Origin of the sequence: Mesorhizobium sp. B2-3-10, assembly GCF_006442275.1 — a bacterium.
Classification (GTDB): domain Bacteria; phylum Pseudomonadota; class Alphaproteobacteria; order Rhizobiales; family Rhizobiaceae; genus Mesorhizobium; species Mesorhizobium australicum.
Window position 1 is genome coordinate 176,470 of the sequence record NZ_VFVT01000002.1, and the last position, 24,770, is coordinate 201,239.

Consider the following 24,770-nt stretch of genomic DNA (forward strand, 5'->3'; position numbering starts at 1 on the left):
GCGAGGAACGGCCTCATGCCGCCTCGTCCTTCCGGGCGTAAGCGCCGATGACGCGCGCGACCGAGGCCGCTGGCGCATTGACGATCTGGGCGATCCGGGTTGCCGGCGTGGCGATCATGCCAACCAGCCTGGCGCGCAGCTCATCGAGCGACGGAAGTGTGGCGAGTGCCTTCACACCGTCGGCGTTGAGCGAGGTGGTGCCCATTGCGCCGCCGAGAATGACGAGCTTGTCATTCCCCTTGGCGAAATCGGACGCGACCTTCGGCGCCGCAATCGGATCCTCCGAATACGCGATCAGCGTCTGTCCCTTGAACAGCTCGATGATCGATGCGGAGTCCGTGCCCTGAAGAGCGATTTTGGCGAGACGGTTCTTCGCGACTTTAACGGTGCCACCGGCAGCGCGCATCTTCGACCGAAGGTCGTTCATTTGCGCGACGGTGATACCGGCATAGTGGGCCACGACTACTGAACCCGCGCCCGAAAACGCATCATTCAGGCCCGTGACGAGTTCGCGTTTTTCCGCTCTGTCCACTGCCTATCTCCAGTTGACCCCAGTCCTGCCAATGGGAACATTCCCATTTCGAGGACAGGCGTCGGGTTGCCTTTTGCCGGCCGGGCCATCCAGTAACGGATCTCCCGAACGACGCTCGAGGATCCTGCCCCCTTTCGCCACATCGACGGCAAAGCCGGCGATGCGCAGACAAAAGGCAAACACGGTTCGAACCTTTCATTGGAGCTTGTTGCTCCGTTGTCCGGTTTTCACCCGTCTCATGCAGGCCCACATGAATTAAGGCCCTCCTCTTGAATCAAGGTTCGGGCCGCCCGCAATCTCGGACAGGATGTCCGGAAGCCTTCCGGCTTCCGGTACCGGGCCCAGGATAAATCCAAGGCCCGGAATTCAGTCACGGATCAGCCTTCGAAAGGCCAATCCAAATCCAATCAGGACGCGGCGAGCGTCGCGACGTCGAGCTTGAGGCCCGGGCCCATCGTCGAGGTGACAGACACCTTCTTGACGTAGTTGCCCTTGGCGCCAGCCGGCTTTGCCTTGGTCACCGCATCGGCGAAGGCACGGACGTTCTCTTCCAGCGCCTTGACGTCGAAAGAGACCTTGCCGACACCGGCATGAACGATGCCGGCCTTCTCGACACGGAACTCGACCGCGCCGCCCTTCGAAGCCTTGACGGCCGCGGCGACATCGGTGGTGACGGTGCCGACCTTCGGGTTCGGCATCATGCCGCGCGGGCCGAGCACCTTACCGAGACGGCCGACGAGCGGCATCATGTCCGGCGTGGCGATGCAGCGATCGAAATCGATCGTGCCCTTCTGGACGATGTCGACCAGATCCTCGGCACCGACGATGTCGGCACCGGCGGCCTTGGCCTCTTCGGCCTTGTCGCCACGGGCGAACACGGCGACACGGACCGAGCGGCCGGTGCCGTTCGGCAGGTTGACCACGCCGCGAACCATCTGGTCGGCATGACGCGGGTCTACGCCGAGGTTCATGGCCACTTCGATGGTCTCGTCGAACTTGACCGAGGAACGATCCTTGAGCAGCTTCAGCGCATCACCGAGCGCGTAAGCCTTGTTGGGATCGATGCCTTCACGGGTCTTCGATACACGCTTTGCAATCTTTGCCATGATCTTAGCCCACCACTTCCAGACCCATCGAGCGGGCGGAGCCCTCGACCATGCGCATGGCCGCTTCGACGTCGTTCGCGTTCAGATCCTTCATCTTGGCGGTCGCGATTTCGCGAACCTTGTCGCGCGAAACCGTGCCAGCCTTGACCTTGCCCGGCTCCTTCGAGCCCGACTTCAGGTTCGCGGCCTTCTTCAGGAAGTAGCTCACCGGGGGCGTCTTCATGACGAAGGTGAACGACTTGTCCTGGTAATAGGTGATGACGACCGGAACCGGCGATCCCTTTTCCATTTCCTGGGTCTGCGCGTTGAACGCCTTGCAGAACTCCATGATGTTGATGCCACGCTGACCAAGTGCCGGGCCGATCGGGGGAGACGGCGTGGCCGATCCCGCGGAGACCTGGAGCTTGAGCTGGCCTGCAATTTTCTTAGCCATCTCTTTTCCTGCCTTTGTCTATGCCGGCTCCACGATCTGGGAAACACCGGCGGTTGCAGTCTGGTGGTGCGGTTCTTGCGGCCGGCTAAAGCCGCCTTCGCCTCCCACCGTTCTCGAGCCGCGCGTTGCCGCGCCGCCTCCCTGATCGCCGGACCGGCATCAGGGATTTCGGATCAGCCCTTTTCGACCTGTCCGAATTCCAGATCGACGGGCACGGCGCGCCCGAAGATCGAAACTTCCACCTTGAGCCGCGCCCGCTCCTCGTCCACTTCCTGGACGAAACCGTTGAACGACGCGAAGGGACCATCCGAAACGCGGATCGCCTCGCCGATCTCGAAAGTGACCGAGGGCTTCGGCCGCTCGACGCCTTCCTGTACCTGGTTCAGGATGCGCTGGGCTTCGGCCTCGGTGATCGGCACCGGCTTGGAGTCGCCGAGAAAACCTGTGACTTTCGGCGTGTTCTTGACCAGCGAGAACACGGCGTCGGTCAAGTTGGCCTTCAAGAGCACGTAGCCCGGGAAGAACTTGCGCTCGGCGTCGACCTTGCGGCCGCGACGAACCTCGACGACCTTCTCGGTCGGCACCACGATCTGCTCGATATCGGCGGACAGGCCCTTCTGCTTGGCCTTGTTCTCGATGTCCTCGGCGACCTTCTTCTCGAAGTTCGAATAGGCGTGGACGATGTACCAGCGCGTAGCCATTTTTTCGACTTCTCCTAATCGCCGGACTTAGCGTCCAATGCCCAGAATCTGCTCGACCGCGAGGCCCATGAGCTGATCGGCGGTGAAGAAGAAGATCATCGCAATCACAGCAAAGGCCAGGACCATGACCGTCGAGATCATCGTCTCGCGGCGCGACGGCCAAGTCACCTTGGCTGTCTCCGCGCGCACCTGCTGGAGAAAGACGAAAGGATTTGTGGTTTTCGAAGCCATATGCCGCCTGTCTTCAAGACCCGTTGGCCGGGTCCCCTGGATGATCCCGCTGGCCGGGACGTGCCGCCTGAGCCCAATCTCGCGCCGAATCAGCGCAATCATTTCGCCCATGCAAATCAGACGCGTAAAGCCGGCTTCCCAGCTCCACGCGTCGCGTGTCTGTTTCGTCTACATAAAACCGATTCTTGATCCACGCAAGTGGCAAGTGCCCGCTTTATGACCAAACGCCGCCTCGGAACCATCCAGTCGTTCCGTCCCGGCTATGGCGCCCTTATGCCCCAATCAGGCTAATATGGCAAGCGGCTCGCCGATTTTCAAAGGCTGGCCCGCGAAACATCGTTTTGATGCCAGTCTTAGGAAATGGCACGGGCAGCAGGGCTCGAACCTACGACCTGCGGTTTTGGAGACCGCCGCTCTACCAACTGAGCTATGCCCGTACACGCGCGCTTCGGCGCAGGCGCTTCCTAAAAGCTTCCGCGCGCTCTGTAAAGAGCGGTTTGCAGGCAAACGTGCTTAACCCCTGCGCCAGAAATCGAGATGGTCGGCGACCAGCCCCTCGGCATCGATCTCCAGCTCCCGCCTGAAGTGGCTGGCGCGCGATTCATAGAGGTATCGCCGGCAGCCGAAGCTATTTTGCGTCCGGCACCCGATACGGACCGCCAGGCACGCCCCAGCCCCAGGCCGGCATCGGTTCGGTCTCGGGATCGCAGGTCTCGCCGAGATTGGAATTCATCTTGGCCAGCCGCGATCCCCATTCGACGTAGCCCATGAATGCTGAACGGAATTCCGGATCGTCCGGCAGACCGACCTCATCCGCCGCGTCGGCGAGAAGATTGATCCAGCGGCGGCGCTGCTCCTCGGTCAAATGCTTGCCCAGATGATGCATGACCATTTCGCGGTGGCCGCCAAAGGTTTCGCTGTAGGTTTTCGGTCCGCCGAAGACCTCACCGATGAAGGCCGCGACATGGGCGGGGTGGTCCGGCGACATGTGCTTGAACACCGGGCCAACGACCGGATCTCGTGCCACCTTGTCGTAGAAGGTTTGCGTCAGCCGGTTCAGCGCCTCGCCGCCTCCGGCCCATTCGTAGAGTGTCGGAACGTCCTGGCTCATTCTCGATCCTTCGCCGGCCCCGCCGTCGCGACGATAGCGGAAATCGGATATGGCTCAACCTGCCTCGATGGGCAGTTCCCCCTGACATCCCCGTGCTCTACAGCCTGGCGGGCGCGTCGGCCTGTGCATTGGCGGCTGGCAGGCCCTGGCAATTGTCGGGCTTGGCAACAGCCTTGCAAATCGTGGAGCCGGTCAGCGCGTCGACCGATTGCGGTCCCGTTGTCAGTCCAAGCTTGAGCATGGTGTCTGGGTCAAGTTCCCTCTCGGTCGGGCGTCGTTCGATTGTTGCGAACAGAGCGGGACTGATCGCCATCTCGTCGAGGTAGGCCTTGACCACCAGCTTCTGTCCCATCGGATACAGGCTGAGCCGCGCCCGGGGACCGACTAGCCGTCTGGCGCCGCCAGCGACCACTAACGCACAGGCGGAATCACACTCCACCCCCGCATCGATGCTCAATCCGGCATAGGCTCCTTCCGTGGCCAGGCAGTTCCACGCGCCGGGGTCACAGTCGACGAAATCGGTGCGGGCAACGGCGATGTCGAGCTTTCTTTCATGGATAAGCCGCCCCATTGCGAGAGCGCTGGGCAGGTCGCCTCCGCGTGAGCTGATGACGACAGGCAGCCGTCGATCGCCAAGCGTGGCCAGCAACTGCCGCAGCTTCCGCGGCGCCTGGTTGGTGATCGCACCTTCGGCCGATATCCATTCCGGACAATCGGGATCGCACAGCGGATTGCTGCCGCGAACGACGACAAACCGCATGTCCCCGCCGGCCTTCGCGGTGTCCGGTTGAACGGCAGCCATGGGCCTTGCTGCGGCCGATGGCGTCGTCTTGCCTGCGGGTCCAGCTATTTGCCGGCAGTTCGTGGCCGGCTGGGCCAGGCCGCAGAGGCTTGCCGTGGTCAACAGATCCACTGTGTCCCGGCTGGTGACCAACTTCATCCTCACCATGTCGTCGAGCGGAATCTGACGAATCTCACTGGCCGGCGTGGCCTTCATGACTTCCAGTACGCCGTCTGCTATCCCCATTTCCTTCAGGTACGCCGAAAGCGTCTTCTCGACTGTCCTGCTCATCTCGTAGGTTTTGTAGCTGCCAGCGTTTTTGCGGCTGACCACCTTGGTGCTGATGATCTTCTTCCTGCCGTTCACGATCCGGTACGTGGTCCGGTAGAGCAGCTTCTCCCGCTGGTATGTGGTGGTGATCTGGTGGACGCCGAGATAGCCGAAATCTCCAACCACGCGGCGGACACCGCCGGAAAACATTAGCGGACAGGCCGAATTGCACATGGCTCCGTCGTCATAGGCCGTACCGAAATAATCGGCACTCCTGCCCTTGTTGTCCCCGCAGTTTTTTGTTTCCGGCTGGCAATCGGAAAAAACCGTCACGCCGACGGCGATATCGAGCTTGTTCTTGCGGATCATCCGGCCGAGTGCCAGCGCGGCGTCGACGTTACCGCCGGGCGAATTGACGACGACCGGCAATTGCCTTCCCTTGAGCGCCTTGAGCGTGCGCTTGAGGAGAGACGGCGTGCCCGCGTCGATGGTGCCATCCGCCGATATCCATTCAGGACAGTTGGGTTCGCATCCCGGAGCGTTGCTGCGCACGACGACGAAGCGCATGGGCGGGATGTCGAGAGGCCCGTCCTCCGCTCGCGCTGTCAAAACGGGCAGAGCCATGGCGACGGCGAGGCAAACCAGTGCCCATAACCGCCATGCCTTCCCATCGAAACGGTGCCTTGGAACCACTGTCGGCAAAGCTCCCTCAGTGCAACCTATACTAGTTGCAGCCATGGCGCTTGCAACAGCTTTGAAACAAACGCGCAATGCTTGCGCTGCGAGGCGTCTGAAACGAAAAAAGGCGGCCCGAAGACCGCCCTTTCGTTTTCGAGACCGGCAGCAGCCGGATCGATTACTCTTTGATGGTGACGACGATGCCGGCACCGACGGTGCGGCCGCCTTCACGGATGGCGAAGCGCAGCTTCTCTTCCATGGCGATCGGCACGATCAGCTCGACATCGACCGTGATGTTGTCGCCGGGCATCACCATCTCGGTGCCTTCCGGCAGCGACACGATGCCGGTCACGTCGGTCGTGCGGAAGTAGAACTGCGGACGGTAGTTGGTGAAGAACGGCGTGTGACGGCCACCTTCGTCCTTGGTCAGGATGTAGGCTTCGGCCACGAACTTCTTGTGCGGCTTCACCGTGCCCGGCTTGGCCAGAACCTGGCCGCGCTCGACACCTTCACGGTCAACGCCGCGCAGCAGCGCGCCGATGTTGTCGCCAGCCTGGCCCTGGTCGAGCAGCTTGCGGAACATTTCGACGCCCGTGCAGGTCGTCTTGGTCGTCGGACGGATGCCGATGATCTCCAGTTCCTCGCCGACCTTGACCACGCCGCGCTCGACGCGGCCGGTGACGACCGTGCCGCGGCCCGAGATCGAGAACACGTCCTCGATCGGCATCAGGAACGGCTTGTCGAGCGGACGAACCGGCGTCGGGATGTAGGCGTCGACCGCAGCCATCAGCTCGCGGATCGCGTCCTCGCCGATCTTCTTGTCCGAATCTTCCAGTGCAGCCAGCGCCGAACCCTTGACGATCGGAATGTCGTCGCCGGGGAATTCGTTCTTCGACAGCAGTTCGCGAACCTCGAGCTCGACCAGTTCGAGCAGCTCGGCGTCGTCGACCTGGTCGACCTTGTTCAGGAACACAACGATCGACGGCACGCCGACCTGACGGGCCAGCAGGATATGCTCGCGGGTCTGCGGCATCGGGCCGTCGGCGGCCGACACGACCAGGATCGCGCCGTCCATCTGCGCGGCACCGGTGATCATGTTCTTCACATAGTCGGCGTGGCCGGGGCAGTCGACGTGGGCATAGTGGCGGTTGGCGGTCTCGTATTCGACGTGAGCCGTCGAGATCGTGATGCCGCGCGCCTTCTCTTCAGGCGCCGCGTCGATCTGGTCATAGCGCTTGTATTCGCCAAAATACTTGGTGATCGCCGCCGTCAGCGACGTCTTGCCATGGTCGACGTGACCAATCGTGCCGATGTTCACATGAGGCTTGGTGCGCTCGAATTTACCTTTTGCCATAGTCTCTTTCCTTGGACGGCCTGGACCTTCAGTTCAGTCGAATGCGGGGCGATTAGCGACAAAGGCCAAAAAACACAAGCGTCTTTTGCCCGGGCGCCATCTCACTCGGCCAGAACCCATGATCCGATTGCGGGGATTGGCGCTGATATAGGGATCCGCCGTAGAAAATGGAATGGGCGAAAACCGAGGGAGCAAAGCGAGGATTGCTTAGGTCTCCACGTCAGTCGCTGTCGGATTTATCGGCGGTTCATGGCCCATTGCGGCGGCGATCCGCGTCTGATTTCCTGCGCCGATGCATTTCATCCCGACTGCCGTTCGCGGCCCGCTGTTCATGATCGTCTCGACCGGGTCGTATCTGGTCAACGACACGATGATGAAGCTCGCCACGTCGGGTTTGCCCTCCTACGAAGTGCTCTTCCTGCGTGGTGCCGCGGCAACGCTGTGGGGCCTTCCGCTGTTGTTTGCGCTCGGCTACGGCAAGCAGATCCCGCTGATCTTCGACAGGCGGGTGCTGCGCAGGAACCTCCTCGAACTGGCGGCGATCCTCTGTTACGTCGTCGCGCTCGCCAACATGCAGATCGCCGATTCCACCGCGTTGGGGCAGATCACGCCGCTGCTGATGCTGGTCGGCTCCTCGATCCTGTTTGGCGAGCGTATCGGCGGCCAACGCATGGCGCTGATCGGGCTGGGCTTCATCGGCGCGCTGATGGTGGCGCAGCCCACCATGCAAGGCATTTCGGTCTATGCCTTGCTGGCGCTCGGCAACGCGACGTTCGCCGCCGCGCGCGATCTGGCCGGCCGCAAGATCGCCGCCGAAGTGCCAGGAATGATCGTGGCGATCTCGGCGGTCGTCGTGGTCCTGATCGGTGCCGGCGCCGCGCATCTGGTTTCAGAGCGCTGGGTGGCGCCGGAGGCGCACCACCTGATGCTGATGGCGGGAGCCGGTTTCTTTCTGATCTTCGGCCACTTCTTCATCTTCATGGCCTATCGCGTCGGGCCGACCGGCGCGGTGGCGCCGTTCTATTACTGCTTCACGGTCTGGGCCGTCATCTCGGGGCTGCTGGTGTTCGGGCAATTTCCCAATGCACTGGCGGTCTGCGGCATCCTGTTGGTTGTCGCCAGCGGGTTGACCATCGTGTCGCTGGACCAGCGCAAGCGTCGGCTGGCCGTGGTCGCCTGATCCGCGGCGGCGCACCGGCATAATAGTTTCCGATACCGTGAGCGCGGTCAGCACCGACGGCGGGTTAGCGCAATTCAGGATTCGGCAGCCGATAATCCGCCGATCGCGTCTAGATGGTCCGCTTGCCCGCGAACTGATGATAGGCCCACAACACCACGACGGCACCCACGACGGCGACGATCAGGCTATAGATGTTGAGGCCGGTCACACCCGAAGCACCGAAGGCGCTGAAGATCAGCCCGCCGACAATGGCGCCGACAATGCCGAGCACGATATCCATGATCATGCCCTGACCGGTCTTGTTGACGATCTTACTGCCAATGAACCCGGCAATGACGCCGAGAATGATCCAGCTGATGATACCCATTTTTTCCTCTCCATTCCTCCGCCAACCGGACATTTTCATATGATTGTCAAAAGCTCAAGCCAGCTTGAAATTCCGCCCGAATGCGCCATTGTTGAAGACGGGCTGGGCTTGGTTGAAATGGAGGATCCATTATGGGACTTTTTGACAACGCCGTTCCCGGCGGCAATATCACCAAACCGCTGATGATCGCGCTCGGTGCGCTGCTGGTTGGGAAGATGCTGAGCGGCAGAAGCGCCGAACAGCCGGACCAGGCTCAAGCGCCGGCGCCCGCCGATCCCACGCCTGTCGGAACCGCGTCCGGTGACGGTGGGCTGCTCGGCGGACTGGGCGGGCTGCTCGACAAGCTCAAGAACGCCGGCCATGGCAATGTCGCCGACTCCTGGGTCGGCACCGGGCAGAACCAGTCAATCGGGGCCAATGAGTTGGGCAACGCGATCGGACCGCAGGTCATTCGCGAGATCGCCCAAAGGACGGGGCTCGACGAGCAGGAGCTGCTCAAGCAGCTATCGGCCGCCTTGCCCGGCATCGTCGACAAGCTGACCCCGAACGGCCAGGTACCGCAACAGCACCAGGTCGCCTCCGCCTTCAACAGCTGACGCGGCGCACACCAATGCCTGAAGCGCTGCGCGCCTGCCGCGCAGTGTTTCGGCTTGCCGGTTGTTTCGCTGAAAATCTGGAGCGGGTAGCGGGAATCGAACCCGCATATTCAGCTTGGAAGGCTGCTGCTCTACCACTGAGCTATACCCGCGCCTTGCACTGAAGTATCGGATTTCCCGGAAAAGCGCCATGCGCTTTTCGCCTCCGATGCTTTCACGTTTCAGGGCTTCCGGCCGGCAGTGGTGGAGAGGGTTGGATTCGAACCAACGTAGGCTAAGCCAACGGATTTACAGTCCGTCCCCTTTAACCACTCGGGCACCTCTCCAGTCTGCCGCCGGAGCCATGCAACGAGGCATTCTTGCCGATCCGGACCCGAGATAGATGTCTTCTCCGAAACCAGCGAAGCGCCTTATGGCGGCAAGCCCATTGGGTGTCAACCGCGCGGCCACGGTTTTTCGATGTTGTTCGCCGGCTGCGGCGACAGGGCATATCCTTGGCCGGAGGAGACGGCTATAGAAGCCGGCCATGAGCAACAATTCCAACACCCCCAAAGACACCCATTACGCCAAGCTGCGCCGCGCCTTTCGCGACGAGAAGAGCGGCGGCGTGCCGGCGTTCAAGCCACGGCAACCAGTGCCACCAGGCGAAAACGCAGCCGACGGGCTGGTGCGGCTCTATGGCCTGCATACGGTGCGCGCGGCACTCGACAATCCGCGCCGCCGGATCAAGAAAATGCTGGCGACGCGCAATGCGGCCGAACGGCTCGAGATCACCGATCTCGCCGCCCTGCCCTTCAAGGCTGAACTGGTCGAACCCAGGGACATCGACAAGATTACCGGATCGGACGCTGTGCACCAGGGGGTGCTGATCGAGGCCGAGCCGCTGAAGCCCAAGCGCCTCGACGCACTTGGCGACACAAGGCTGGTGCTGGTGCTCGACCAGGTCACCGACCCGCACAATGTCGGCGCCATCCTGCGTTCGGCGGTCGCTTTCGGTGCTGGCGCGCTGATCACCACGGCGCGCCACAGCCCGCAGGAATCAGGCGTGCTGGCAAAATCCGCCTCCGGTGCGCTTGAGCATATCGACCAGGTCGAGGTGAAGAACCTCGCCGATGCGCTCGGCCAGTTGCACGAAGCGGGCTTCCAGACCATCGGGCTCGATTCGGACGGGCCGGCTGAGCTTGAAACCAGCTTTGCCGGCGACAGGATCGCTTTGGTGCTCGGCGCCGAGGGCAAGGGCCTGCGGCAGAAGACGCGCGAGACGGTGACGACGCTGGCCAGGCTCGACATGCCCGGCGCCATCCGCTCGCTCAATGTGTCGAACGCGGCGGCGGTGAGCCTTTATGCGGCGCGGGCATTTCTGAAGCGCGGCTGACTGGAAGCGGCAAGCCTCCCGCCAGAAATCAAAACGGGTCCCGGCGATGCTTGCCGGAACCCGTTGCTGGGTTAAGACGGAAGTTGACGGCCTGGGAACGTTACGCCGCCCTCTTCCGACCTATGCCGCTTTGATTTCCCTTGCCTCCTTGCCGATTTCGAAATTCGCCATCCGCTCCAGCGCCCTCACCAGCGCGGAATGATCTTCCTTCGCGCCGCCATTGGCGGCGCAGGAATTGAACAGTTGCTGGGCGGTCGAGGTGTTGGGCAGCGACACACCAAGCGCCTTCGCACCCTCCAGCGCCAGGTTGAGATCCTTCTGGTGCAGTTCGATGCGAAAGCCCGGCGCGAAGGTGCGCTTGACCATGCGCTCGCCATGTACTTCGAGAATGCGCGAGGCGGCCAGCCCGCCCATCAGCGCCTGCCTGACCTTGGCTGGGTCGGCCCCAGCTTTTGAGGCAAAAACAAGCGCTTCGGCGACCGCTTCAATGGTCAGCGCGACGACGATCTGGTTGGCGACCTTGGTGGTCTGGCCGACACCATTGGGTCCGACCAAAGTGATGTTCTTGCCCATTTTCTCGAACACGGGTTTTGCGCGCTCGAAGGCCGGTTCCTCACCACCGACCATGATGGTAAGCGAAGCCGCCCTGGCACCGACCTCGCCGCCGGAAACCGGCGCGTCGAGATAGTCGCAACCGAGATCGTTGATCCTTTTCGCGAAGTCCTTTGTCTCGATCGGCGAGATCGAACTCATGTCGATCACCAGCTTGCCCTTGGCCAGGCCGGACGCGACTCCGTTGTCGCCGAACAGCACATCGGCCACCTGCGGTGTGTCGGGAACCATCAGGATGATGATCTCGGCGGCCCTCGCGACGGCGGCATGGCCGGCGACCGACTTCAGACCCTTGGCGACGAGATCGGCCGGCGGTTTTGAGCGGTGGTCGCTGGCGATGACGCTGTAGCCGGCCGCCAGCAGATGCCCCGCCATCGGCGCGCCCATGATGCCCAGCCCGATGAAGCCGATGGTTTCCATTGCTTCTCTCCGTTTTTTGTCAGATCGCGTTCCTTCACGCCCAGAGGGGGCGCAACAGAACGCGACCTGAATTGCAAGATTCTTGACAGCTAAGCGGCAGCACTTCCCTGCCCGGTCAGTTCCCTGAACCACCCCAGACCGGCCTCCGTCCCTGCCTTCGGCTTGTACTCCGCGCCAATCCAGCCGGCATAACCAATCCGGTCGATATGTTCGTAGAGGAAGGGATAGTTGATCTCGCCCGTCCCCGGCTCGTGACGGCCGGGATTGTCCGCAAGCTGGATATGCGCGATGCGGTCGAGGTTTGCCTCGATCTTGCGGGCGAGATCCCCCTCCATGATCTGCATGTGGTAGATGTCATATTGCAGGAACAGGTTCTTCGAGCCGACGCGGTCGATCAGCGCCAGCGCCTGGTCGGAGTAGTTGAGGAAGAAGCCCGGGATATCGCGGGTGTTGATCGGCTCGATCAGCAGCTTGATGCCGGCTTGGTCGAGTTTCTCCGCCGCGAAAGCCAGGTTCTCGGCAAAGACATCCTCCAGCACCTTGCGGTCGACGTTGGCTGGCGCGATGCCGGCCAGGCAGTTGACCTGCCCGCAGCCAAGTGCCTGCGCGTAGGCGATCGCCCTGGCAATGCCCTGGCGGAATTCCGGCACGCGGTCCGGCAGCACGGCGATGCCACGCTCGCCGTTGGCCCAGTCGCCCGCCGGCAGGTTGAACAGCACCTGCGTCAGGCCGTTCTTCTTCAGTCGGGCGGCGACCACCTCGGGCGCATGATCGTAAGGGCCGATATATTCGACCCCCTTGAAGCCGGCGCGGGCGGCGGCATCGAAACGGTCGAGGAAATCATGCTCGCCAAAGAGCATCGACAGATTGGCTGAAAAACGCGGCATTCTTTTTTCTCCTTTTCTTGCCTGGAACCAAAGCCGTGTTGAGATTCAGGTCAGGCCGAGTCGAAAATGGTGGTTTCCGAGAACCGGAGCGGAGCGTACTTTTCGTACGTGAGCACCGGAAGCGCAGGAAGCCACCGTTTGCAGGCCGGCCTCACCTGAATACCAGCATGGCTTAGTCCAGCATCACGATCGCGGTGGGCGCGTCTTCCTGATGTTCGGCAAGGTCTTCGAATTCGGTGATCTTGTCGATCTCGGTCCCCATCGAGATGTTGGTGACCCGTTCGAGAATGAATTCGAGCACGACCGGAACCTGGTGTTCCTTCAGCAACCGCTGCGCTTGCTTGAAGGCGCCGGCGAATTCCTCCGGCTTGCGCACCCTGACCGCCTTGCAGCCCATTGCCTCGGCGACGGCGACATGGTCGACGCCATAGCCCGCCTCCGGATCGTCGGCCCGGTTGATGTTCTCGAAAGCAAGGCTGACCTCATAGTCCATCGAAAAGCCGCGCTGCGCCTGGCGGATGAGGCCGAGATAGGCATTGTTCACGACCACGTGGATATAGGGCAGCTTGTGCTGCGCGCCGACCGCCAGCTCCTCGATCATGAACTGGAAGTCGTAGTCGCCCGAAAGCGCCACTATGGTGCGCTCGGGATCGGCGGCGCGCACGCCGAGTGCGGCCGGCAAGGTCCAACCGAGCGGGCCGGCCTGGCCGCAATTGATCCAGTTGCGCGGCTTGTAGACATGCAGGAACTGCGCGCCGGCGATTTGCGACAGGCCGATGGTGGTGACATAGGTGACGTCACGGCCGAACGCCTTGTTCATCTCCTCGTAGACACGCTGCGGCTTCAGCGGCACCTGTTCGAAGTGGGTTTTGCGCTTCATCGTCTTCTTGCGGCCCTGGCACTCCCTGGCCCAGCCCGACCAATCGCGCAGCCTGCCCGCCGTCCTCCACTCGGTGGCGACGTCGAGCAGCATCTTCAGTGCCGCCCCCGCATCCGAAACTACGCCGAGATCGGGGGCGAAGACACGGCCGATCTGTGTGGGCTCGATGTCGACATGGATGAATTTCTTGCCCTTGGTGTAGACGTCCACCGAACCGGTGTGACGGTTGGCCCAGCGGTTGCCGATGCCGAAGACAAAATCGGCTTCCAGCATGGTGGCGTTGCCGTAGCGGTGCGAGGTCTGCAGCCCGCACATGCCGGCCATCAGCCGGTGATCGTCAGGAATCGCCCCCCAACCCATCAGCGTCGGAATGACCGGAACGCCCGTGATCTCGGCAAACTCGATCAACAGGTCGGACGCGTCGGCATTGATGATGCCGCCGCCGGCAACGATCAGCGGCTTCTCGGCCGCGTTGAGCATCGCCAGCGCCTTTTCAGCCTGGGCGCGCGTCATCGCCGGCTTGAATGGCGTCAGCGGCTGATAGGCATCGATGTCGAACTCGATCTCGGCCAGTTGGACGTCGACCGGCAGGTCGATCAGCACCGGACCCGGCCGCGACGAGCGCATCAAATGGAACGCCTTTTGCAGCGCCATCGGCACCAGATAGGGCTCCATCACCGTGACCGCCCATTTGGCGACGGGCGCAGCGATCGCGGCGATGTCGACAGCCTGGAAATCCTCCTTGTTCAGCCGCGCGCGCGGCGCCTGGCCGGTGATGCACAGGATCGGAATGGAATCGGCCGTGGCCGAATAGAGCCCGGTGATCATATCGGTGCCGGCCGGCCCCGATGTGCCGATGCAGAGGCCGATATTGCCCGCCTTGGCTCGGGTATAGCCTTCGGCCATATGCGAGGCGCCCTCGACGTGGCGGGCAAGGACATGGCGGATCGTGCCCCTCGCCTTCAATGCCGAGTACAGCGGATTGATCGCCGCACCCGGCACGCCGAAAGCACAGGACATGCCTTCCTTTTCGAGAACGAGAACAGCGGCATCGACAGCGCGCATCCTGGCCATTTCCAGCCTCCACGAGATGATTGTTGGATGGCTAAGGATGTCATCGGGCGAGCGCTTTTTCAATTTTTTCAGAATATTTTTTCATTTCTAAAAAACAGCTCTTACCATCTGATTGTGTTTCTTTTTCCCTTTTCCAGGATTTGCACCGAGAATTTCATGAAAAACTTTTTCGTTGCATGTTGGGAGAAACGGTCGAGAATGCCAGCCCATGGAAACGAGCGAAAAACGTCAGCGTGGCCGCCCGCGCGCCTTCAATGGTCCGGCCGAAGCTGCCTCGGTGCAGTCGCTCGACCGGGCCTTGCGTATCCTGGCCATTGTCGCGGAAGGCAGCGGCCTGTCGCTGAGCGAGATATCGGCGCAGAGCGGGCTTGCCGCCTCCACCGCCTACCGCATGCTGACGACACTCGAAAACCACGGCATGGTCGAGTTCGATACATCGGACCAGCTCTGGTCGATCGGCGTCGAGACCTACCGCATGGGCGCGGCGTTCCTGCGCCGCCGCAAGCTGGTCGACCGCGCCCGTATCGTCATGCAGGAACTGATGGAGAAGACCGGCGAGACCGCCAATCTCGGCGTCGCGGAAGACGATTGCGTGGTCTTCGTCAACCAGGTCGAGACGCACCAGGCGATCCGCGCCTTCTTCCGGCCGGGCACGCGCAGCCCTTTCCATGCCTCGGGAATCGGCAAGGCGGTGCTGGCGCATCTCGAACCGGAGCGCGTCGGAACCATCCTGCGCAAGGCGGGCCTGCAGCGCTATACGGACAAGACCCTTTCCGACATCTCCGCCCTCGCACACGATCTGGCCGTCATCAAGCATCGCGGCTGGTCGGTCGACGATGAGGAGCGCCATCCCGGCATGCGATGCGTGGCCGCCGCCATCTTCAACGAGTATGGCGAGCCGATCGGTGGCGTTTCCGTGTCCGGGCCGACGGTGCGGGTCACGCCCGAGCGGCTGGCCGAGATCGGCCCGCTGGTGCGCGACGCGGCGGCCGAAGTGACGAAAATGATCGGCGGCTCGAAGGCAGGCTGATCAAGGGATAGACCAGACGCGCCGAAAATCGCTGCATGCCGCCGGCTGCATGGGATTTGACCGTCTTGCCGTCGCGTTCGAATGCATGCGAAAGGGCGCGCATGAGGAAAGTGGTTCAGCTTCTGCTTGCCGTTTCGCTGTGCGGATGCGTGGCGGCGGCACCACGACCCGATACCGGCGACCAGCGGGTCAATCCCATCCCGATCTCGCTCGCGCTGGAGGAGATCATCACGGCCGGTATCCGCCAGCGGCTGCCGGATTCGGCCTCCGCCAGGTTCGGAACCATGCTCGCAGGCGAGCGAAAGCTTGATGGCCGCGAGGAGATCGTGGTTTGCGGCACCGTCAATGCCAAAACCTCATCCGGCGTCGGCGACAAGCCATTCATCGCCAAGGTCTACCCGGACGCCGCAAGCCGCTTCGAACTGGTCGCGATGGGCGACGAGACCGAGGTTGCCCGGCTTCAGATTGGCGGCATCTGCCGCGCGGCCGGTCTGCCGATCCTCGACCCGAAGATGCACCTCTAGAAAGACGGTCTTCAAACGACAAAGAGGGGCTGCCTCGCAACCCCTCTTTCCAGTCGCCCGCCGCCGCTCAGAGCCGGCAGTAATGGCTGTAGCCGTCACGGCCGATATAGGTGTCGGAGTCCGGGTCGTAGCTGGAGTAGCGATCGAAGCAGCGGCGGACGTGCCAGGAACCGCCATCTTCCTCGACATAGACGGTGCGCGGCTGCTGCTGGGCAAGCAGGCTGCCGAGAACGAAACCGCCGACGCCGGCGGCGATGCCGATGCCGAGGCCGTGGTGATGCGAGTGGGCAGCAGAGGGCTGGACGGTGCCGACCAAAGCGGTGGCGGCGACGGTGGTGGCGATGAGGCCGGAAACGAGTGTGCGCTTGAACATGATGATCTCCTTGCTTCGTTTGGAGAGGCGAGCCATCCGCCTCTTGATGATCTGTCGTTGCGGCAAGGAAAAAGGTTCGACGGGGTTTTGATTTTTTCGAAGAGCAGGAATTCGCTGGCTGAAAAGGCGTGGCGACCCTCGCCGGCGTTGATCATCCATTCCGGCACTTCAGGCACCTTGCGCCGATCGGTCATCGTCCGTGACGGCGACTGGAAGCGCCGCGTTCGATGAGAAAAGGGCGGCCGAAGCCGCCCTTTGCTGGAGGTTTCAATCAAGCCGCCAGGCTGCGCTCAGTAGAGGATGATGTGGCGGTGGTGGTGATGACGATGATGGTGATGGCCATAGACCCACCAGTAATCCGGATAGTCCGGGTAATCCTGGTAGTAGAGGTAGTCGTCGAAATGACGATGATGATGATGCATGCCGTGAGCCGACGAAGACTGAACGGTGCCGGCGAGCGCGCCGGTTGCAACGACGATGGCGACGATGCTGGAAACGAAACTGCGCTTGAACATGATGATCTCCTGGATCTCTGATCGAGGCGACCATTCGCCTCTGAGGATCAGTCGGCGCGCCGCGGCGAAAGGTTCGACAGATCTGGAGATTTTTTTGGCGCACTGTTGGCGAAACTGAGTAGGCAGCACCGGCTCGCGCCATGACCGGCAGCAATTGCTCACTACTCACCACTCCCCACTCCCCACTCCCCACTCAGCCCATGCCGGTGATATGCCGAAGCCAGAAGGCGAGCGCGATAAAGCCGATGAAGGTGGTGACGCCTGTCCAGTCGACATTGGCCTTCTTCACATCGCTGATGAGCTTCACCAGCAGCATCCACGCCACGACGACGATAGGGAGAATGATGACAAGCCTGATCATGCGACACTCCGTTCAGCGCATTGCACTTACCCTGATGTAGGAAGCGCGTTCGCGGATTTCAGCATGCGGACGCGCGGGCATCCTCCACCACGGCTGATGCCCAAAAATGGACTTTTGTCTTTACTGGCGCAACAAATATGCTAACCGGAGCGCCGTGCCCTTGTAGCTCAGCTGGTAGAGCAGCGGTTTTGTAAACCGAAGGTCGGCGGTTCGATTCCGTCCGGGGGCACCACCCTACGCTCTTTGAGCTCCGGGTGGCAGGCCACCCCAAGCCCGTAGACGCAGGAGTGTCCTCCGACCCCCTTGTAGGGCGATTACGTCGCCACCACCATTTACGAAGCGCTCGCGATTTGGGCCGACACGTTCGTCCTGGTGAACGTATTCCTCACCCTCACAGACTTGTAGACATAAGCGGCCCAGATGCTGGTCACCACAAACGAAGCCATGGGTGCCGCCAGCGCGTCGCCTGCGAGCACCTTGTTTACCGGAACGCCCAGGATTGACGAAATCCAGATCGTATCCAGGATAAACACAACAGGAATCGCAAACCATTGGCAGAGAAACAATTGCGGGAATCGACGGCTTCGCCGCAGCATTGAAACCAGCACCACCAGCTGAAGCGCCAGAAATGCCAGATTGAGGGCAACCTCGCCATACACAGCCAGAGAGCCGTTTGGGAGGGTCATGAGTTGCTGGTAGCCGTCGGCGGAATTGCCGAAATCGGCGAGCGTGCGCAGCGGTGACAATGTCTGACCGATAGCCAGCAGCATCAGCCAGCCACCGAAGCCCACAAGTGACTCAGGATTCTGCGACGGCTTCGCGGCTGACCGGACAGCAAAGAAAACAGGCACGCCGATCAGCAGCAGCACGATCGCCCAATGCCAGATGGAAAACGTCCCCATTTACCCCTCCCCCTTTTTATACCCCTATAAGTTGTAGCAGATTTCAAACTCAACTCAAGAGCCAATCATCGCGTAAGACGCCGTCCGATGCCGAAGCGACAACTTCTCCTGCCTGCTCCTGACGCCCTCACACTCCGATCGCCGCCACCAATATCCGGTTCTGCCGCCGTATCGCGGCCCTCAACTCCGGTATCCTGGCTTCATCCCGCTTCACGAATTCGATGAACATCATGTTCATGTTGTTGAAGATCAATTCGCCGAGTGCCGTGCCGTCGATATCCTGCCGCACCAGACCGATCTCCTGAAGGCGGGCGATCAGCGCGCGGATCTGTTCGGTGAGCGAGCGGTCGAGGCCAGTATAAGCCTGGCCGAACGGGCTGTCGGGCAGTTGCGTCGAGATCGCCATCGCCTGCCGCCACATCTCCTTGCTGAGATAGTGCAGCGAGTGCTCGATATAGATGCCGATCAGCGTGTCCAGGGCGTCGCCGACATTGGCGGGCGGCCGGGCGACCACGCCGCGCCCGGCATTGAGCACCTCGTCGACTTCCATCGAGACGATGGCGCCGAGAATATCGCCTTTGTTCTGGTAGTAATTGTAGATGGTGCCGATCGAGACTTCGGCTTGCGCGGCGATCGTCTCGATCTTGGCGCCCTCATACCCGGCCTCGCGAAAAAGCGCCGCCGCCGCCTCGATGATACGCCGGTGTCGATCCGCCTTTTGCCTTGCCCGCAATCCGCTCATATCAGCCTCTTGTCACAAAAACAGAATTGACTCAATTTTAGAATTGGTTCAATTTTTTGCAAGAAGCCACAAAGGCAAGGGAGAACACTCGATGTCCGTCAAATCCGGCAATCCGCTTTCCGTCCTGAAGCGCCAGATGCACGCTGCATGTGCCGCCACGGCATTGCTGCTTGCGGCGGGCAGCCTCGCCGAAGCCGCCGATCTCAACGCGCTGATCTGGTGCGACCATTCCGATCCGGCGCTGCTGCAGCCCTTCGAGGAAGCCAACAACGTCAAGGTCAACGTCAAGGAATTCGAAGGCACCGGGGCTGGGCTGGCCATCATCGAGCAGTCGCAGCCGGGCGACTGGGACGTGATGGTGATCGATAGCATCGACGTGCCGCGCGGCGTCGAGAAAAGCCTGTTCGAGCCGCTGCCGGAAGACAAGCTGCCGTTCGCCGACCTCTTCCCGCAGGTGAAGATGGACGGCTCGACCATTGTCGGCGGCAAGCGCTACGGCATCACCGAAAAGTTCGGCTACAACACGATCGGCTTCAACAAGACAAAGGTCGATCCGGCGGACATGCAATCCTTGGCGTCGCTGACATCAGACAAATACAAGGGCAAGGTCGCCATCTACGATTATTATCTCCCCGTCATCGGCATGGCGGCATTGGCCATCGGCAAGAAGACGGCCGATCTCACGGAAGCCGACCTGCCCGCGCTCAAGGAAGAGCTGCTCAAGATGAAGGCCAATGCCAAGCTGGTCGGTGAAGTCACCGCCAGCCAGACGGCGCTGGCGACCGGCGAGGTCGACATATTGGTCGGCGGCGGCGAATGGGTGACGGCAGGGCTGGCCAAGGAAAACCCGGCGCTGGACTTTTCCATTCCAAAAGAAGGTGCGGTGCTGTGGTCGCAGTCGCTCGCCATGTTCAAGGATTCCAGGAACAAGGACATGGCGCTGAAATTCATCCAGTACATACTGAGCCCCGAGGGCCAGGCACGGCTCGCCACCTCGTCCTGTTACTGGGGCATGCCGTCCAACACCAAGGCCGCATTGACCGACGACCAGAAAAAGGTCCTGCGCTTCGACGAGCAGCCCGGCTTCCTCGCCCGTGCGCAGGCCTATCCGGCGCCGAGCGCCGACCTCGACAAGAAGATGCAGGATATGTGGACCGAAATGCTGCAGGCCAAGTGAGCCGATACGCTGATGAGCGCCGCGGGAAACAGTGAGGGCGCGCGGACAGGCCGTGCCCTTCCCTGGGCGCTGGTCACACCGGCACTTGGCTGGACGCTTCTCTTCTTCGTGCTGCCCTTCGTCGCCATGGGGCTTTCGAGCTTCACCGCGCAGGAGGGCGGCGGGGGCACCCTGTCCAACTACAGCCAATTCTTCACCAACCCCGCCTACTGGCAGGCGATGGTGAACTCGCTGCAGGTCACCGCCATCGTCACCGTGGTTTCCGTGCTGCTTGCCTATCCCTTCGCCTGGATTCTGGCCGAACAGGTTCCTGAACGCTGGCAGCGGCTGGCGCTGATGCTGGCCGTGCTGCCGTTCTGGACCTCCTATGTCGTGCGCTCCTACTCCTGGCTGCTGGTGCTGGCGCAGAACGGCGTCATCAACCGGGCACTGACTGGCATTGGCGTGGTCTCCGAACCGCTGCAGCTCGCCAATACGCGCCTGGCCACCGTCACAGGCTTCGTGCATTTCTTCGTCATGCTTTTGACGCTGACCATCTTCGCCAATCTGAAGCAGCTCAGCCCCAGTTACCGCAAGGCCGCCGCCGATCTCGGCGCCGGACCGGTGCGCACCTTCCTGCATGTCATCCTGCCATTGACCTTGCCCGGCATCATGGTCGGCGCTTTTCTCACTTTCGTGCTGTGCATCGGCGACTACATCACGCCGCAGATCCTCGGCGGGAACAACGAGCTTCTGATGCCGCAGCTGGTGATGATGCAGATCGGCCGGCGCGGCGATTTTCCATTGGCCTCGGCGCTGTCGATCATCCTGATGGCGGTCGTGACCATCGCCTATCTCGCCTGCGCCCGCTGGCTAAAGATCGAGCGGACCTGATCATGCGCAGCATTGGCCGCATCGCTTCCTGGATTTACGCGCTTGCCGTCTACGGCTTCATCTTCCTGCCGGTCGTCGTGCTGGTGCTGTTCTCGCTGCAGTCGACGTCCTTCCCCATCCCCCCGTTCACAGGCCCATCGCTGCGCTGGTACGAGGCGGTTCTTTCCGATAACCGGCTGACTTCGGCGCTGGCCAATTCGCTGCTGGTCGCGGTTCTTTCCTCGGCCGCAGCCGTCATGCTCGGCTTCCTGTCGGCCTGGGGGTTCGCGCGCTTCGTTCTGCCAGGCTCGGGCCTGCTGCGCGGGTTGATCACCTTGCCGCTCACCGTCAGCTATCTCATCATCGGCATGGGGCTGCTGGTGCTGTTCAACTGGGCCGGCGTGCCGAAATCTCTGCTTGCCGCCGGGATCGGCCATGTGGTGATCAACCTGCCGCTGTGCTTCGCCATCATCTACAGCCAGTTAGGCGACCACCAGATCAACATCGAGCGCGCAGCGCGCGACCTCGGCGCGCCGGAATGGAAGGTGCTGCTGTTGATCACCGTGCCCGTCATGGCGCCGGCCATTTTCGCCGGCTTCTTCCTGTCGATGACCTTCTCCTGGGACGAGTTCGTGATCTCCTTCCTGCTGACGCGCTTCGATACCACGCTGCCGGTGGAAATCTGGAACCTGCTGCGCTCCGGCCTTAATCCCAAGACCAACGCGGTCGGTTCTCTGGTCTTTGCCGTCTCGATCGTGCTGGTGGTGTTCTTCGAACTGACCTTGCTGCGGAGGAAACCGGCATGAACGCGCCCCTGGTCGATATCCGCGACATCTCGCACCGCTTCGGCCAGCATCCCGTGCTGAAGAATGTCTCGCTGACGATAGCGGCCGGCAGCTATACGATCCTGCTTGGGCCATCCGGTTCCGGCAAGACGACGCTGCTCTCCATTCTCGGCGGTTTCGTCAATCCGAGCGAAGGCAAGGTCCTCATCCGCGGCCAGGACTGCACCTCGGTGCCGCCGGCCAAACGCCCGACGACGACGGTGTTCCAGGATTATGCGCTGTTCCCGCATATGAGCGTCGGCGGCAATGTCGGTTTCGGGCTGCGCATGCAAGGTGTCGACGGCGCGACGCGGGCGGCAAAAGCGCGCGATGCCCTGGCCCTGGTGGGTCTCGCCGCCGCCTTCGACAAGAAGCCGCATCAGCTTTCCGGCGGCCAGCGCCAGCGCGTGGCGCTGGCGCGCGCCCTGGTGATCGAGCCGGCGGTGCTTCTGCTCGACGAGCCGCTCGGGGCGCTCGACCTGAAACTGCGCCGCCAGATGCAGGACGAATTGAAGGCGATCCAGAAGCGGGTCGGCACCGCCTTCATCCATGTCACTCACGACCAGGAAGAAGCGATGGCGCTGGCCGACCATTGCGTGGTGATGAATGACGGCCGCATCGAGGACGAGGGGCCGCCCGAGCGCGTCTATGCGAGGCCGGCGACGCGTTTTTCCGCGACCTTCATGGGCGAGAGCACGATCCTTGCCGGCACTGTCATCGAGACCAGTGACAGGACGAGCACCGTCACGACACCAGTCGGACCGGTTTCCTTATCCAGTGCCTTGCCGTTGGGGTCTACTGCCGCACTGGCGATACGCCCTGAGCACCTTGTGCTTGCCGCTGCGTCGGCTGGCACGAAGCTCGGCGAGGCTGATGTGAGCGACGTCGTTTTCCAGGGCAGTTTCAAGCGCGTGCTGGCGACCTCCGTCGAAGAGCCTTCCTTGCGGTTCATCGCCAAGCTGCCGGCGACCTCCATCGTCCATGCGGGCGACAGGGTCGCGATTTCCTGTGATACCGACCAGATCATCTTGCTGACGGATTGAACATGAGCACGCTTGCGGCCATCGACGCACCGGACTGGTACGAAACAATCCGCATGGCCGACGGCATCACGCTGATCCACGAGCCATGGATAAAACCGTTCTTCCGCTGCAATATGTGGCATGTGCGCGGACGCGACCGCGATCTCCTGTTCGACACCGGCCTCGGTCATTTCAGTCTGCGCACCCATGTGTCCCTGGTGAGCGAGCGCAAGCTGACCTGCGTTGCCAGCCACACGCATTTCGACCATATCGGCTGCCACCATGAATTTTCCGATCGCTGCGTGCATTCGGCCGAAGCGGCAATCCTGGCCGATCCGCGCAACGAATGGACCGCTGCCGGCACCTATGCGACAGAAGAAATGTTCGATGGCATGCCGCGGGGCTGGGACACGGCGTGCTATCGCATCCAGCCCGCGCCGGCCGACCGTATGCTCGCGCATGGCGACATCATCGATCTCGGCGACCGGGCCTTCGAGGTCGTCCACACGCCAGGCCATTCGCCGGGCGGCATTGCGCTCTACGAGAAGAAGACCGGCATCCTGCTGTCCGGCGACATCATCTATGATGGCCCGCTGATCGATGATGTCTACCACTCGGACATACCAGATTACATGGCGACGCTGCTCGCCATGCGCGATCTCGACGTCTCGGTCGTCCATGGCGGCCATTTCTCGAGCTTCGGCAAGGTGCGCTACCGCCAGTTGATCGACGAATATCTCGAACAGAAACGTCAGGCCGGCTGCCATCTGCGGCAGCGCCCTTGAGGGCTGAGTTACGGCATCAAGTCGAAATGGCGTGGGAAGGCCTGGGCGGCACGAGCCCGTCACCACCCCTCGCAGTGCGCTGATGGTGACACAGTGGGCGACCGGCTCGCGACACGAACGGCCGGAGCCAGTGCGTCACTCGGGAATGGGTGCCGGAAGCGAGATTGTATAGCGCGGTGGCGCCGATCCCCTGCGGCGTCTCCTCCATTGCCTCAGCTGCTCCCTCCAGCCGACTGGCGGTTTTTCGTAGACAGGGGGAGCCAGGCCGGCGAGCTCATAATAACCTTCGAGAATGTTGGTGCGCAGTAACTGGCGTTCCTGTGTATAGAAGCTGAAATGCGCGACGAGCAGGTCACCGAAAATCTTGCCCGGCCGGTCCAGCTTGGCCGGAAGCGTCGCCGACAACCACTCTTCCTCGTCGCCGCGCGGTTGAAAGTGCTCTCCGAGATCGACAATGTCCGATCCGAAAAAACCGATTGCGTTGATCGAAAAGCGTGACAGCCTGATCTCCCGGTCCGGCACGCGAAAATCCTGGAGCCGATTGGAGCGCACAGCTTCAATGAACACCGGGTGTAGGGCCTGCGGAAAGGTCGCATGCGCCCAGGAGAATTCGCATGACGCCTGACAGGTAAGCGGGCCATCCACCCGCACCCTGGAAAGCTGCTTGATCAGCGAATTGCAGATTGCGTTGTTGACGATCAACGGAGCGTACCAGATGGCCGATCCCCTTTCGGCCATGACCCTTGCCATGAATTTTCGAAAGAAGCCGTCCTCGACAAAAACTACATCGTCGTCGAGGCGTAGGTAGAAAGCACCGGGATCGTCGCAGAAGCGATAGAAATCGCCGATGACGTTGATCCCGCCATCGGCATGTGGAAGCCGCTTGATCTTGCAACGCGGATCGGAGGCCGCCAATCTTTGTAGATAGGCCCGGTCAGCCTCGTTGCGACAGTTGTCCCAGAGGTGCCACTCATGCACATCGAGGTTTTTCAAAACATGATGGCCAAGCAGACGCAGATATTTCTCACGACCGGCCGGGGTGACAACGATCAGTTTCATAGAATTCCTGGTTCCT

At 61.8% G+C, this 24,770-nt stretch carries 28 protein-coding genes and 4 tRNA genes; 11 read left to right on the top strand and 21 right to left on the bottom strand.

What is annotated here, in order from left to right:
- Nucleotides 1–13 precede the first annotated feature (13 nt).
- From rplJ to tuf, 9 genes are all read right to left on the bottom strand, one after another.
- Nucleotides 14–532, bottom strand: a complete 519-nt coding sequence (gene rplJ, locus FJ943_RS07405; protein ID WP_015317994.1) for a 50S ribosomal protein L10 — start codon at nucleotides 530–532, stop codon at nucleotides 14–16.
- 407 nt (nucleotides 533–939) lie between these two features.
- A complete protein-coding gene (gene rplA, locus FJ943_RS07410) occupies nucleotides 940–1,638 on the bottom strand; it encodes a 50S ribosomal protein L1 (RefSeq protein WP_140620687.1) in 699 nt (232 codons plus the stop codon).
- Between the two features lie 4 nt (nucleotides 1,639–1,642).
- Nucleotides 1,643–2,071: a 50S ribosomal protein L11 gene (gene rplK / locus FJ943_RS07415; RefSeq protein WP_010909262.1), complete on the bottom strand. Its 429-nt coding sequence runs from the start codon at nucleotides 2,069–2,071 to the stop codon at nucleotides 1,643–1,645.
- A gap of 173 nt (nucleotides 2,072–2,244) precedes the next feature.
- Nucleotides 2,245–2,772 (bottom strand): transcription termination/antitermination protein NusG, encoded by a 528-nt coding sequence (gene nusG, locus FJ943_RS07420; protein WP_015317996.1) that lies wholly within the window; start codon nucleotides 2,770–2,772, stop codon nucleotides 2,245–2,247.
- A gap of 27 nt (nucleotides 2,773–2,799) precedes the next feature.
- Entirely contained in the window at nucleotides 2,800–3,003 is a 204-nt protein-coding gene (gene secE, locus FJ943_RS07425) for a preprotein translocase subunit SecE (protein ID WP_013531408.1), read from the bottom strand.
- A 361-nt stretch (nucleotides 3,004–3,364) separates the two neighbouring features.
- A tRNA-Trp gene (locus tag FJ943_RS07430) sits at nucleotides 3,365–3,440 on the bottom strand.
- A 191-nt stretch (nucleotides 3,441–3,631) separates the two neighbouring features.
- Nucleotides 3,632–4,114 carry a group II truncated hemoglobin gene (locus FJ943_RS07435; protein ID WP_140720536.1) on the bottom strand — a complete coding sequence of 161 codons (483 nt, stop codon included), beginning with the start codon at nucleotides 4,112–4,114 and terminating at the stop codon, nucleotides 3,632–3,634.
- Nucleotides 4,115–4,211: 97 nt separating this feature from the next.
- Entirely contained in the window at nucleotides 4,212–5,858 is a 1,647-nt protein-coding gene (locus FJ943_RS07440; protein ID WP_140720980.1) for a hypothetical protein, read from the bottom strand.
- Nucleotides 5,859–6,021: 163 nt separating this feature from the next.
- The gene (gene tuf, locus FJ943_RS07445; protein ID WP_015317986.1) at nucleotides 6,022–7,197 is read right to left on the bottom strand and encodes an elongation factor Tu; all 1,176 of its coding nucleotides are present in this window, start codon (nucleotides 7,195–7,197) and stop codon (nucleotides 6,022–6,024) included.
- Between the two features lie 292 nt (nucleotides 7,198–7,489).
- Between tuf and FJ943_RS07450 the strand changes: the two genes are divergently transcribed.
- Entirely contained in the window at nucleotides 7,490–8,377 is an 888-nt protein-coding gene (locus FJ943_RS07450) for a DMT family transporter (RefSeq protein WP_023773054.1), read from the top strand.
- A 109-nt stretch (nucleotides 8,378–8,486) separates the two neighbouring features.
- On the opposite strand, the gene FJ943_RS07455 is transcribed toward FJ943_RS07450, so the two are convergent.
- Nucleotides 8,487–8,744, bottom strand: a complete 258-nt coding sequence (locus FJ943_RS07455; RefSeq protein ID WP_015318000.1) for a GlsB/YeaQ/YmgE family stress response membrane protein — start codon at nucleotides 8,742–8,744, stop codon at nucleotides 8,487–8,489.
- A 131-nt stretch (nucleotides 8,745–8,875) separates the two neighbouring features.
- Here FJ943_RS07455 and FJ943_RS07460 point away from each other — a divergent pair, with 131 nt between their 5' ends.
- Nucleotides 8,876–9,340 (top strand): YidB family protein, encoded by a 465-nt coding sequence (locus tag FJ943_RS07460; RefSeq protein WP_015318001.1) that lies wholly within the window; start codon nucleotides 8,876–8,878, stop codon nucleotides 9,338–9,340.
- A gap of 78 nt (nucleotides 9,341–9,418) precedes the next feature.
- Here FJ943_RS07460 and FJ943_RS07465 read toward each other — a convergent pair.
- Together FJ943_RS07465 and FJ943_RS07470 are read right to left on the bottom strand one after the other, a co-directional pair.
- Nucleotides 9,419–9,492: transfer RNA gene (locus FJ943_RS07465), tRNA-Gly, on the bottom strand.
- Between the two features lie 89 nt (nucleotides 9,493–9,581).
- Nucleotides 9,582–9,666, bottom strand: a tRNA-Tyr gene (locus FJ943_RS07470).
- Between the two features lie 200 nt (nucleotides 9,667–9,866).
- Between FJ943_RS07470 and FJ943_RS07475 the strand changes: the two genes are divergently transcribed.
- The gene (locus FJ943_RS07475) at nucleotides 9,867–10,715 is read left to right on the top strand and encodes an RNA methyltransferase (protein WP_140720538.1); all 849 of its coding nucleotides are present in this window, start codon (nucleotides 9,867–9,869) and stop codon (nucleotides 10,713–10,715) included.
- A gap of 120 nt (nucleotides 10,716–10,835) precedes the next feature.
- Here FJ943_RS07475 and FJ943_RS07480 read toward each other — a convergent pair whose 3' ends face one another.
- From FJ943_RS07480 to gcl, 3 genes are all read right to left on the bottom strand, one after another.
- Nucleotides 10,836–11,747, bottom strand: coding sequence for a 2-hydroxy-3-oxopropionate reductase (locus tag FJ943_RS07480; protein ID WP_140616907.1), 912 nt, complete (start codon nucleotides 11,745–11,747; stop codon nucleotides 10,836–10,838).
- 89 nt (nucleotides 11,748–11,836) lie between these two features.
- A complete protein-coding gene (gene otnI, locus FJ943_RS07485; protein ID WP_140717293.1) occupies nucleotides 11,837–12,634 on the bottom strand; it encodes a 2-oxo-tetronate isomerase in 798 nt (265 codons plus the stop codon).
- A 172-nt stretch (nucleotides 12,635–12,806) separates the two neighbouring features.
- On the bottom strand, nucleotides 12,807–14,588 hold the full coding sequence (gcl, locus tag FJ943_RS07490; RefSeq protein ID WP_140720540.1) for a glyoxylate carboligase: 1,782 nt from the start codon (nucleotides 14,586–14,588) through the stop codon (nucleotides 12,807–12,809).
- A 208-nt stretch (nucleotides 14,589–14,796) separates the two neighbouring features.
- Between gcl and bhcR the strand changes: the two genes are divergently transcribed.
- A complete protein-coding gene (bhcR, locus tag FJ943_RS07495) occupies nucleotides 14,797–15,618 on the top strand; it encodes an HTH-type transcriptional regulator BhcR (protein WP_023773060.1) in 822 nt (273 codons plus the stop codon).
- Between the two features lie 101 nt (nucleotides 15,619–15,719).
- A complete protein-coding gene (locus FJ943_RS07500; RefSeq protein ID WP_140720542.1) occupies nucleotides 15,720–16,142 on the top strand; it encodes a hypothetical protein in 423 nt (140 codons plus the stop codon).
- A gap of 67 nt (nucleotides 16,143–16,209) precedes the next feature.
- Here the strand turns inward: FJ943_RS07500 and FJ943_RS07505 are convergent, their stop codons facing one another.
- The 3 genes from FJ943_RS07505 to FJ943_RS07515 form a co-directional block, all read right to left on the bottom strand.
- Nucleotides 16,210–16,515 carry a BA14K family protein gene (locus FJ943_RS07505; RefSeq protein WP_140720544.1) on the bottom strand — a complete coding sequence of 102 codons (306 nt, stop codon included), beginning with the start codon at nucleotides 16,513–16,515 and terminating at the stop codon, nucleotides 16,210–16,212.
- 290 nt (nucleotides 16,516–16,805) lie between these two features.
- Nucleotides 16,806–17,030 (bottom strand): hypothetical protein, encoded by a 225-nt coding sequence (locus tag FJ943_RS07510; protein ID WP_015318009.1) that lies wholly within the window; start codon nucleotides 17,028–17,030, stop codon nucleotides 16,806–16,808.
- A gap of 193 nt (nucleotides 17,031–17,223) precedes the next feature.
- The gene (locus tag FJ943_RS07515) at nucleotides 17,224–17,391 is read right to left on the bottom strand and encodes a hypothetical protein (RefSeq protein ID WP_015318010.1); all 168 of its coding nucleotides are present in this window, start codon (nucleotides 17,389–17,391) and stop codon (nucleotides 17,224–17,226) included.
- Nucleotides 17,392–17,547: 156 nt separating this feature from the next.
- Here FJ943_RS07515 and FJ943_RS07520 point away from each other — a divergent pair.
- Nucleotides 17,548–17,623: transfer RNA gene (locus FJ943_RS07520), tRNA-Thr, on the top strand.
- A 100-nt stretch (nucleotides 17,624–17,723) separates the two neighbouring features.
- Here the strand turns inward: FJ943_RS07520 and FJ943_RS07525 are convergent.
- Together FJ943_RS07525 and FJ943_RS07530 are read right to left on the bottom strand one after the other, a co-directional pair.
- A complete protein-coding gene (locus tag FJ943_RS07525; RefSeq protein ID WP_015318011.1) occupies nucleotides 17,724–18,293 on the bottom strand; it encodes a DUF2569 family protein in 570 nt (189 codons plus the stop codon).
- Between the two features lie 127 nt (nucleotides 18,294–18,420).
- Nucleotides 18,421–19,035, bottom strand: coding sequence for a TetR/AcrR family transcriptional regulator (locus FJ943_RS07530; protein ID WP_140616911.1), 615 nt, complete (start codon nucleotides 19,033–19,035; stop codon nucleotides 18,421–18,423).
- Between the two features lie 91 nt (nucleotides 19,036–19,126).
- Here FJ943_RS07530 and FJ943_RS07535 point away from each other — a divergent pair, with 91 nt between their 5' ends.
- From FJ943_RS07535 to FJ943_RS07555, 5 genes are read left to right on the top strand one after another with little or no spacing between them, the layout of a single operon-like run.
- On the top strand, nucleotides 19,127–20,212 hold the full coding sequence (locus FJ943_RS07535; protein ID WP_140720546.1) for a spermidine/putrescine ABC transporter substrate-binding protein: 1,086 nt from the start codon (nucleotides 19,127–19,129) through the stop codon (nucleotides 20,210–20,212).
- A gap of 12 nt (nucleotides 20,213–20,224) precedes the next feature.
- Nucleotides 20,225–21,085, top strand: coding sequence for an ABC transporter permease (locus FJ943_RS07540; protein ID WP_140616913.1), 861 nt, complete (start codon nucleotides 20,225–20,227; stop codon nucleotides 21,083–21,085).
- 2 nt (nucleotides 21,086–21,087) lie between these two features.
- Complete coding sequence (locus FJ943_RS07545; RefSeq protein WP_015318015.1) at nucleotides 21,088–21,870, top strand: ABC transporter permease; 783 nt, start codon at nucleotides 21,088–21,090, stop codon at nucleotides 21,868–21,870.
- Complete coding sequence (locus FJ943_RS07550) at nucleotides 21,867–22,931, top strand: ABC transporter ATP-binding protein (protein ID WP_140720548.1); 1,065 nt, start codon at nucleotides 21,867–21,869, stop codon at nucleotides 22,929–22,931. Before FJ943_RS07545 ends, FJ943_RS07550 begins: the two co-directional genes overlap by 4 nt.
- A 2-nt stretch (nucleotides 22,932–22,933) precedes the next feature.
- Nucleotides 22,934–23,695 carry an MBL fold metallo-hydrolase gene (locus FJ943_RS07555; RefSeq protein ID WP_140720550.1) on the top strand — a complete coding sequence of 254 codons (762 nt, stop codon included), beginning with the start codon at nucleotides 22,934–22,936 and terminating at the stop codon, nucleotides 23,693–23,695.
- A gap of 135 nt (nucleotides 23,696–23,830) precedes the next feature.
- Here FJ943_RS07555 and FJ943_RS07560 read toward each other — a convergent pair whose 3' ends face one another.
- On the bottom strand, nucleotides 23,831–24,754 hold the full coding sequence (locus FJ943_RS07560) for a hypothetical protein (protein ID WP_140717315.1): 924 nt from the start codon (nucleotides 24,752–24,754) through the stop codon (nucleotides 23,831–23,833).
- Between the last annotated feature and the right edge of the window lie 16 nt (nucleotides 24,755–24,770).

What these genes read in the sequence shown, in the direction of transcription:
- nusG (WP_015317996.1), bottom strand. Translation starts at nt 2,772, where the DNA reads ATGGCTACGCGCTGGTACATCGTCCACGCCTATTCGAACTTCGAGAAG.
- secE (WP_013531408.1), bottom strand. Translation starts at nt 3,003, where the DNA reads ATGGCTTCGAAAACCACAAATCCTTTCGTCTTTCTCCAGCAGGTGCGC.
- FJ943_RS07545 (WP_015318015.1), top strand. Translation starts at nt 21,088, where the DNA reads ATGCGCAGCATTGGCCGCATCGCTTCCTGGATTTACGCGCTTGCCGTC.
- rplA (WP_140620687.1), bottom strand. Translation starts at nt 1,638, where the DNA reads ATGGCAAAGATTGCAAAGCGTGTATCGAAGACCCGTGAAGGCATCGAT.
- FJ943_RS07535 (WP_140720546.1), top strand. Translation starts at nt 19,127, where the DNA reads ATGTCCGTCAAATCCGGCAATCCGCTTTCCGTCCTGAAGCGCCAGATG.
- FJ943_RS07475 (WP_140720538.1), top strand. Translation starts at nt 9,867, where the DNA reads ATGAGCAACAATTCCAACACCCCCAAAGACACCCATTACGCCAAGCTG.
- FJ943_RS07480 (WP_140616907.1), bottom strand. Translation starts at nt 11,747, where the DNA reads ATGGAAACCATCGGCTTCATCGGGCTGGGCATCATGGGCGCGCCGATG.
- tuf (WP_015317986.1), bottom strand. Translation starts at nt 7,197, where the DNA reads ATGGCAAAAGGTAAATTCGAGCGCACCAAGCCTCATGTGAACATCGGC.
- FJ943_RS07550 (WP_140720548.1), top strand. Translation starts at nt 21,867, where the DNA reads ATGAACGCGCCCCTGGTCGATATCCGCGACATCTCGCACCGCTTCGGC.
- FJ943_RS07560 (WP_140717315.1), bottom strand. Translation starts at nt 24,754, where the DNA reads ATGAAACTGATCGTTGTCACCCCGGCCGGTCGTGAGAAATATCTGCGT.
- FJ943_RS07505 (WP_140720544.1), bottom strand. Translation starts at nt 16,515, where the DNA reads ATGTTCAAGCGCACACTCGTTTCCGGCCTCATCGCCACCACCGTCGCC.
- gcl (WP_140720540.1), bottom strand. Translation starts at nt 14,588, where the DNA reads ATGGCCAGGATGCGCGCTGTCGATGCCGCTGTTCTCGTTCTCGAAAAG.
- FJ943_RS07435 (WP_140720536.1), bottom strand. Translation starts at nt 4,114, where the DNA reads ATGAGCCAGGACGTTCCGACACTCTACGAATGGGCCGGAGGCGGCGAG.
- otnI (WP_140717293.1), bottom strand. Translation starts at nt 12,634, where the DNA reads ATGCCGCGTTTTTCAGCCAATCTGTCGATGCTCTTTGGCGAGCATGAT.
- FJ943_RS07530 (WP_140616911.1), bottom strand. Translation starts at nt 19,035, where the DNA reads ATGAGCGGATTGCGGGCAAGGCAAAAGGCGGATCGACACCGGCGTATC.
- FJ943_RS07455 (WP_015318000.1), bottom strand. Translation starts at nt 8,744, where the DNA reads ATGGGTATCATCAGCTGGATCATTCTCGGCGTCATTGCCGGGTTCATT.
- FJ943_RS07500 (WP_140720542.1), top strand. Translation starts at nt 15,720, where the DNA reads ATGAGGAAAGTGGTTCAGCTTCTGCTTGCCGTTTCGCTGTGCGGATGC.
- FJ943_RS07460 (WP_015318001.1), top strand. Translation starts at nt 8,876, where the DNA reads ATGGGACTTTTTGACAACGCCGTTCCCGGCGGCAATATCACCAAACCG.
- FJ943_RS07540 (WP_140616913.1), top strand. Translation starts at nt 20,225, where the DNA reads ATGAGCGCCGCGGGAAACAGTGAGGGCGCGCGGACAGGCCGTGCCCTT.
- FJ943_RS07555 (WP_140720550.1), top strand. Translation starts at nt 22,934, where the DNA reads ATGAGCACGCTTGCGGCCATCGACGCACCGGACTGGTACGAAACAATC.
- FJ943_RS07510 (WP_015318009.1), bottom strand. Translation starts at nt 17,030, where the DNA reads ATGTTCAAGCGCAGTTTCGTTTCCAGCATCGTCGCCATCGTCGTTGCA.
- bhcR (WP_023773060.1), top strand. Translation starts at nt 14,797, where the DNA reads ATGGAAACGAGCGAAAAACGTCAGCGTGGCCGCCCGCGCGCCTTCAAT.
- FJ943_RS07525 (WP_015318011.1), bottom strand. Translation starts at nt 18,293, where the DNA reads ATGGGGACGTTTTCCATCTGGCATTGGGCGATCGTGCTGCTGCTGATC.
- rplK (WP_010909262.1), bottom strand. Translation starts at nt 2,071, where the DNA reads ATGGCTAAGAAAATTGCAGGCCAGCTCAAGCTCCAGGTCTCCGCGGGA.
- FJ943_RS07450 (WP_023773054.1), top strand. Translation starts at nt 7,490, where the DNA reads ATGCATTTCATCCCGACTGCCGTTCGCGGCCCGCTGTTCATGATCGTC.
- FJ943_RS07515 (WP_015318010.1), bottom strand. Translation starts at nt 17,391, where the DNA reads ATGATCAGGCTTGTCATCATTCTCCCTATCGTCGTCGTGGCGTGGATG.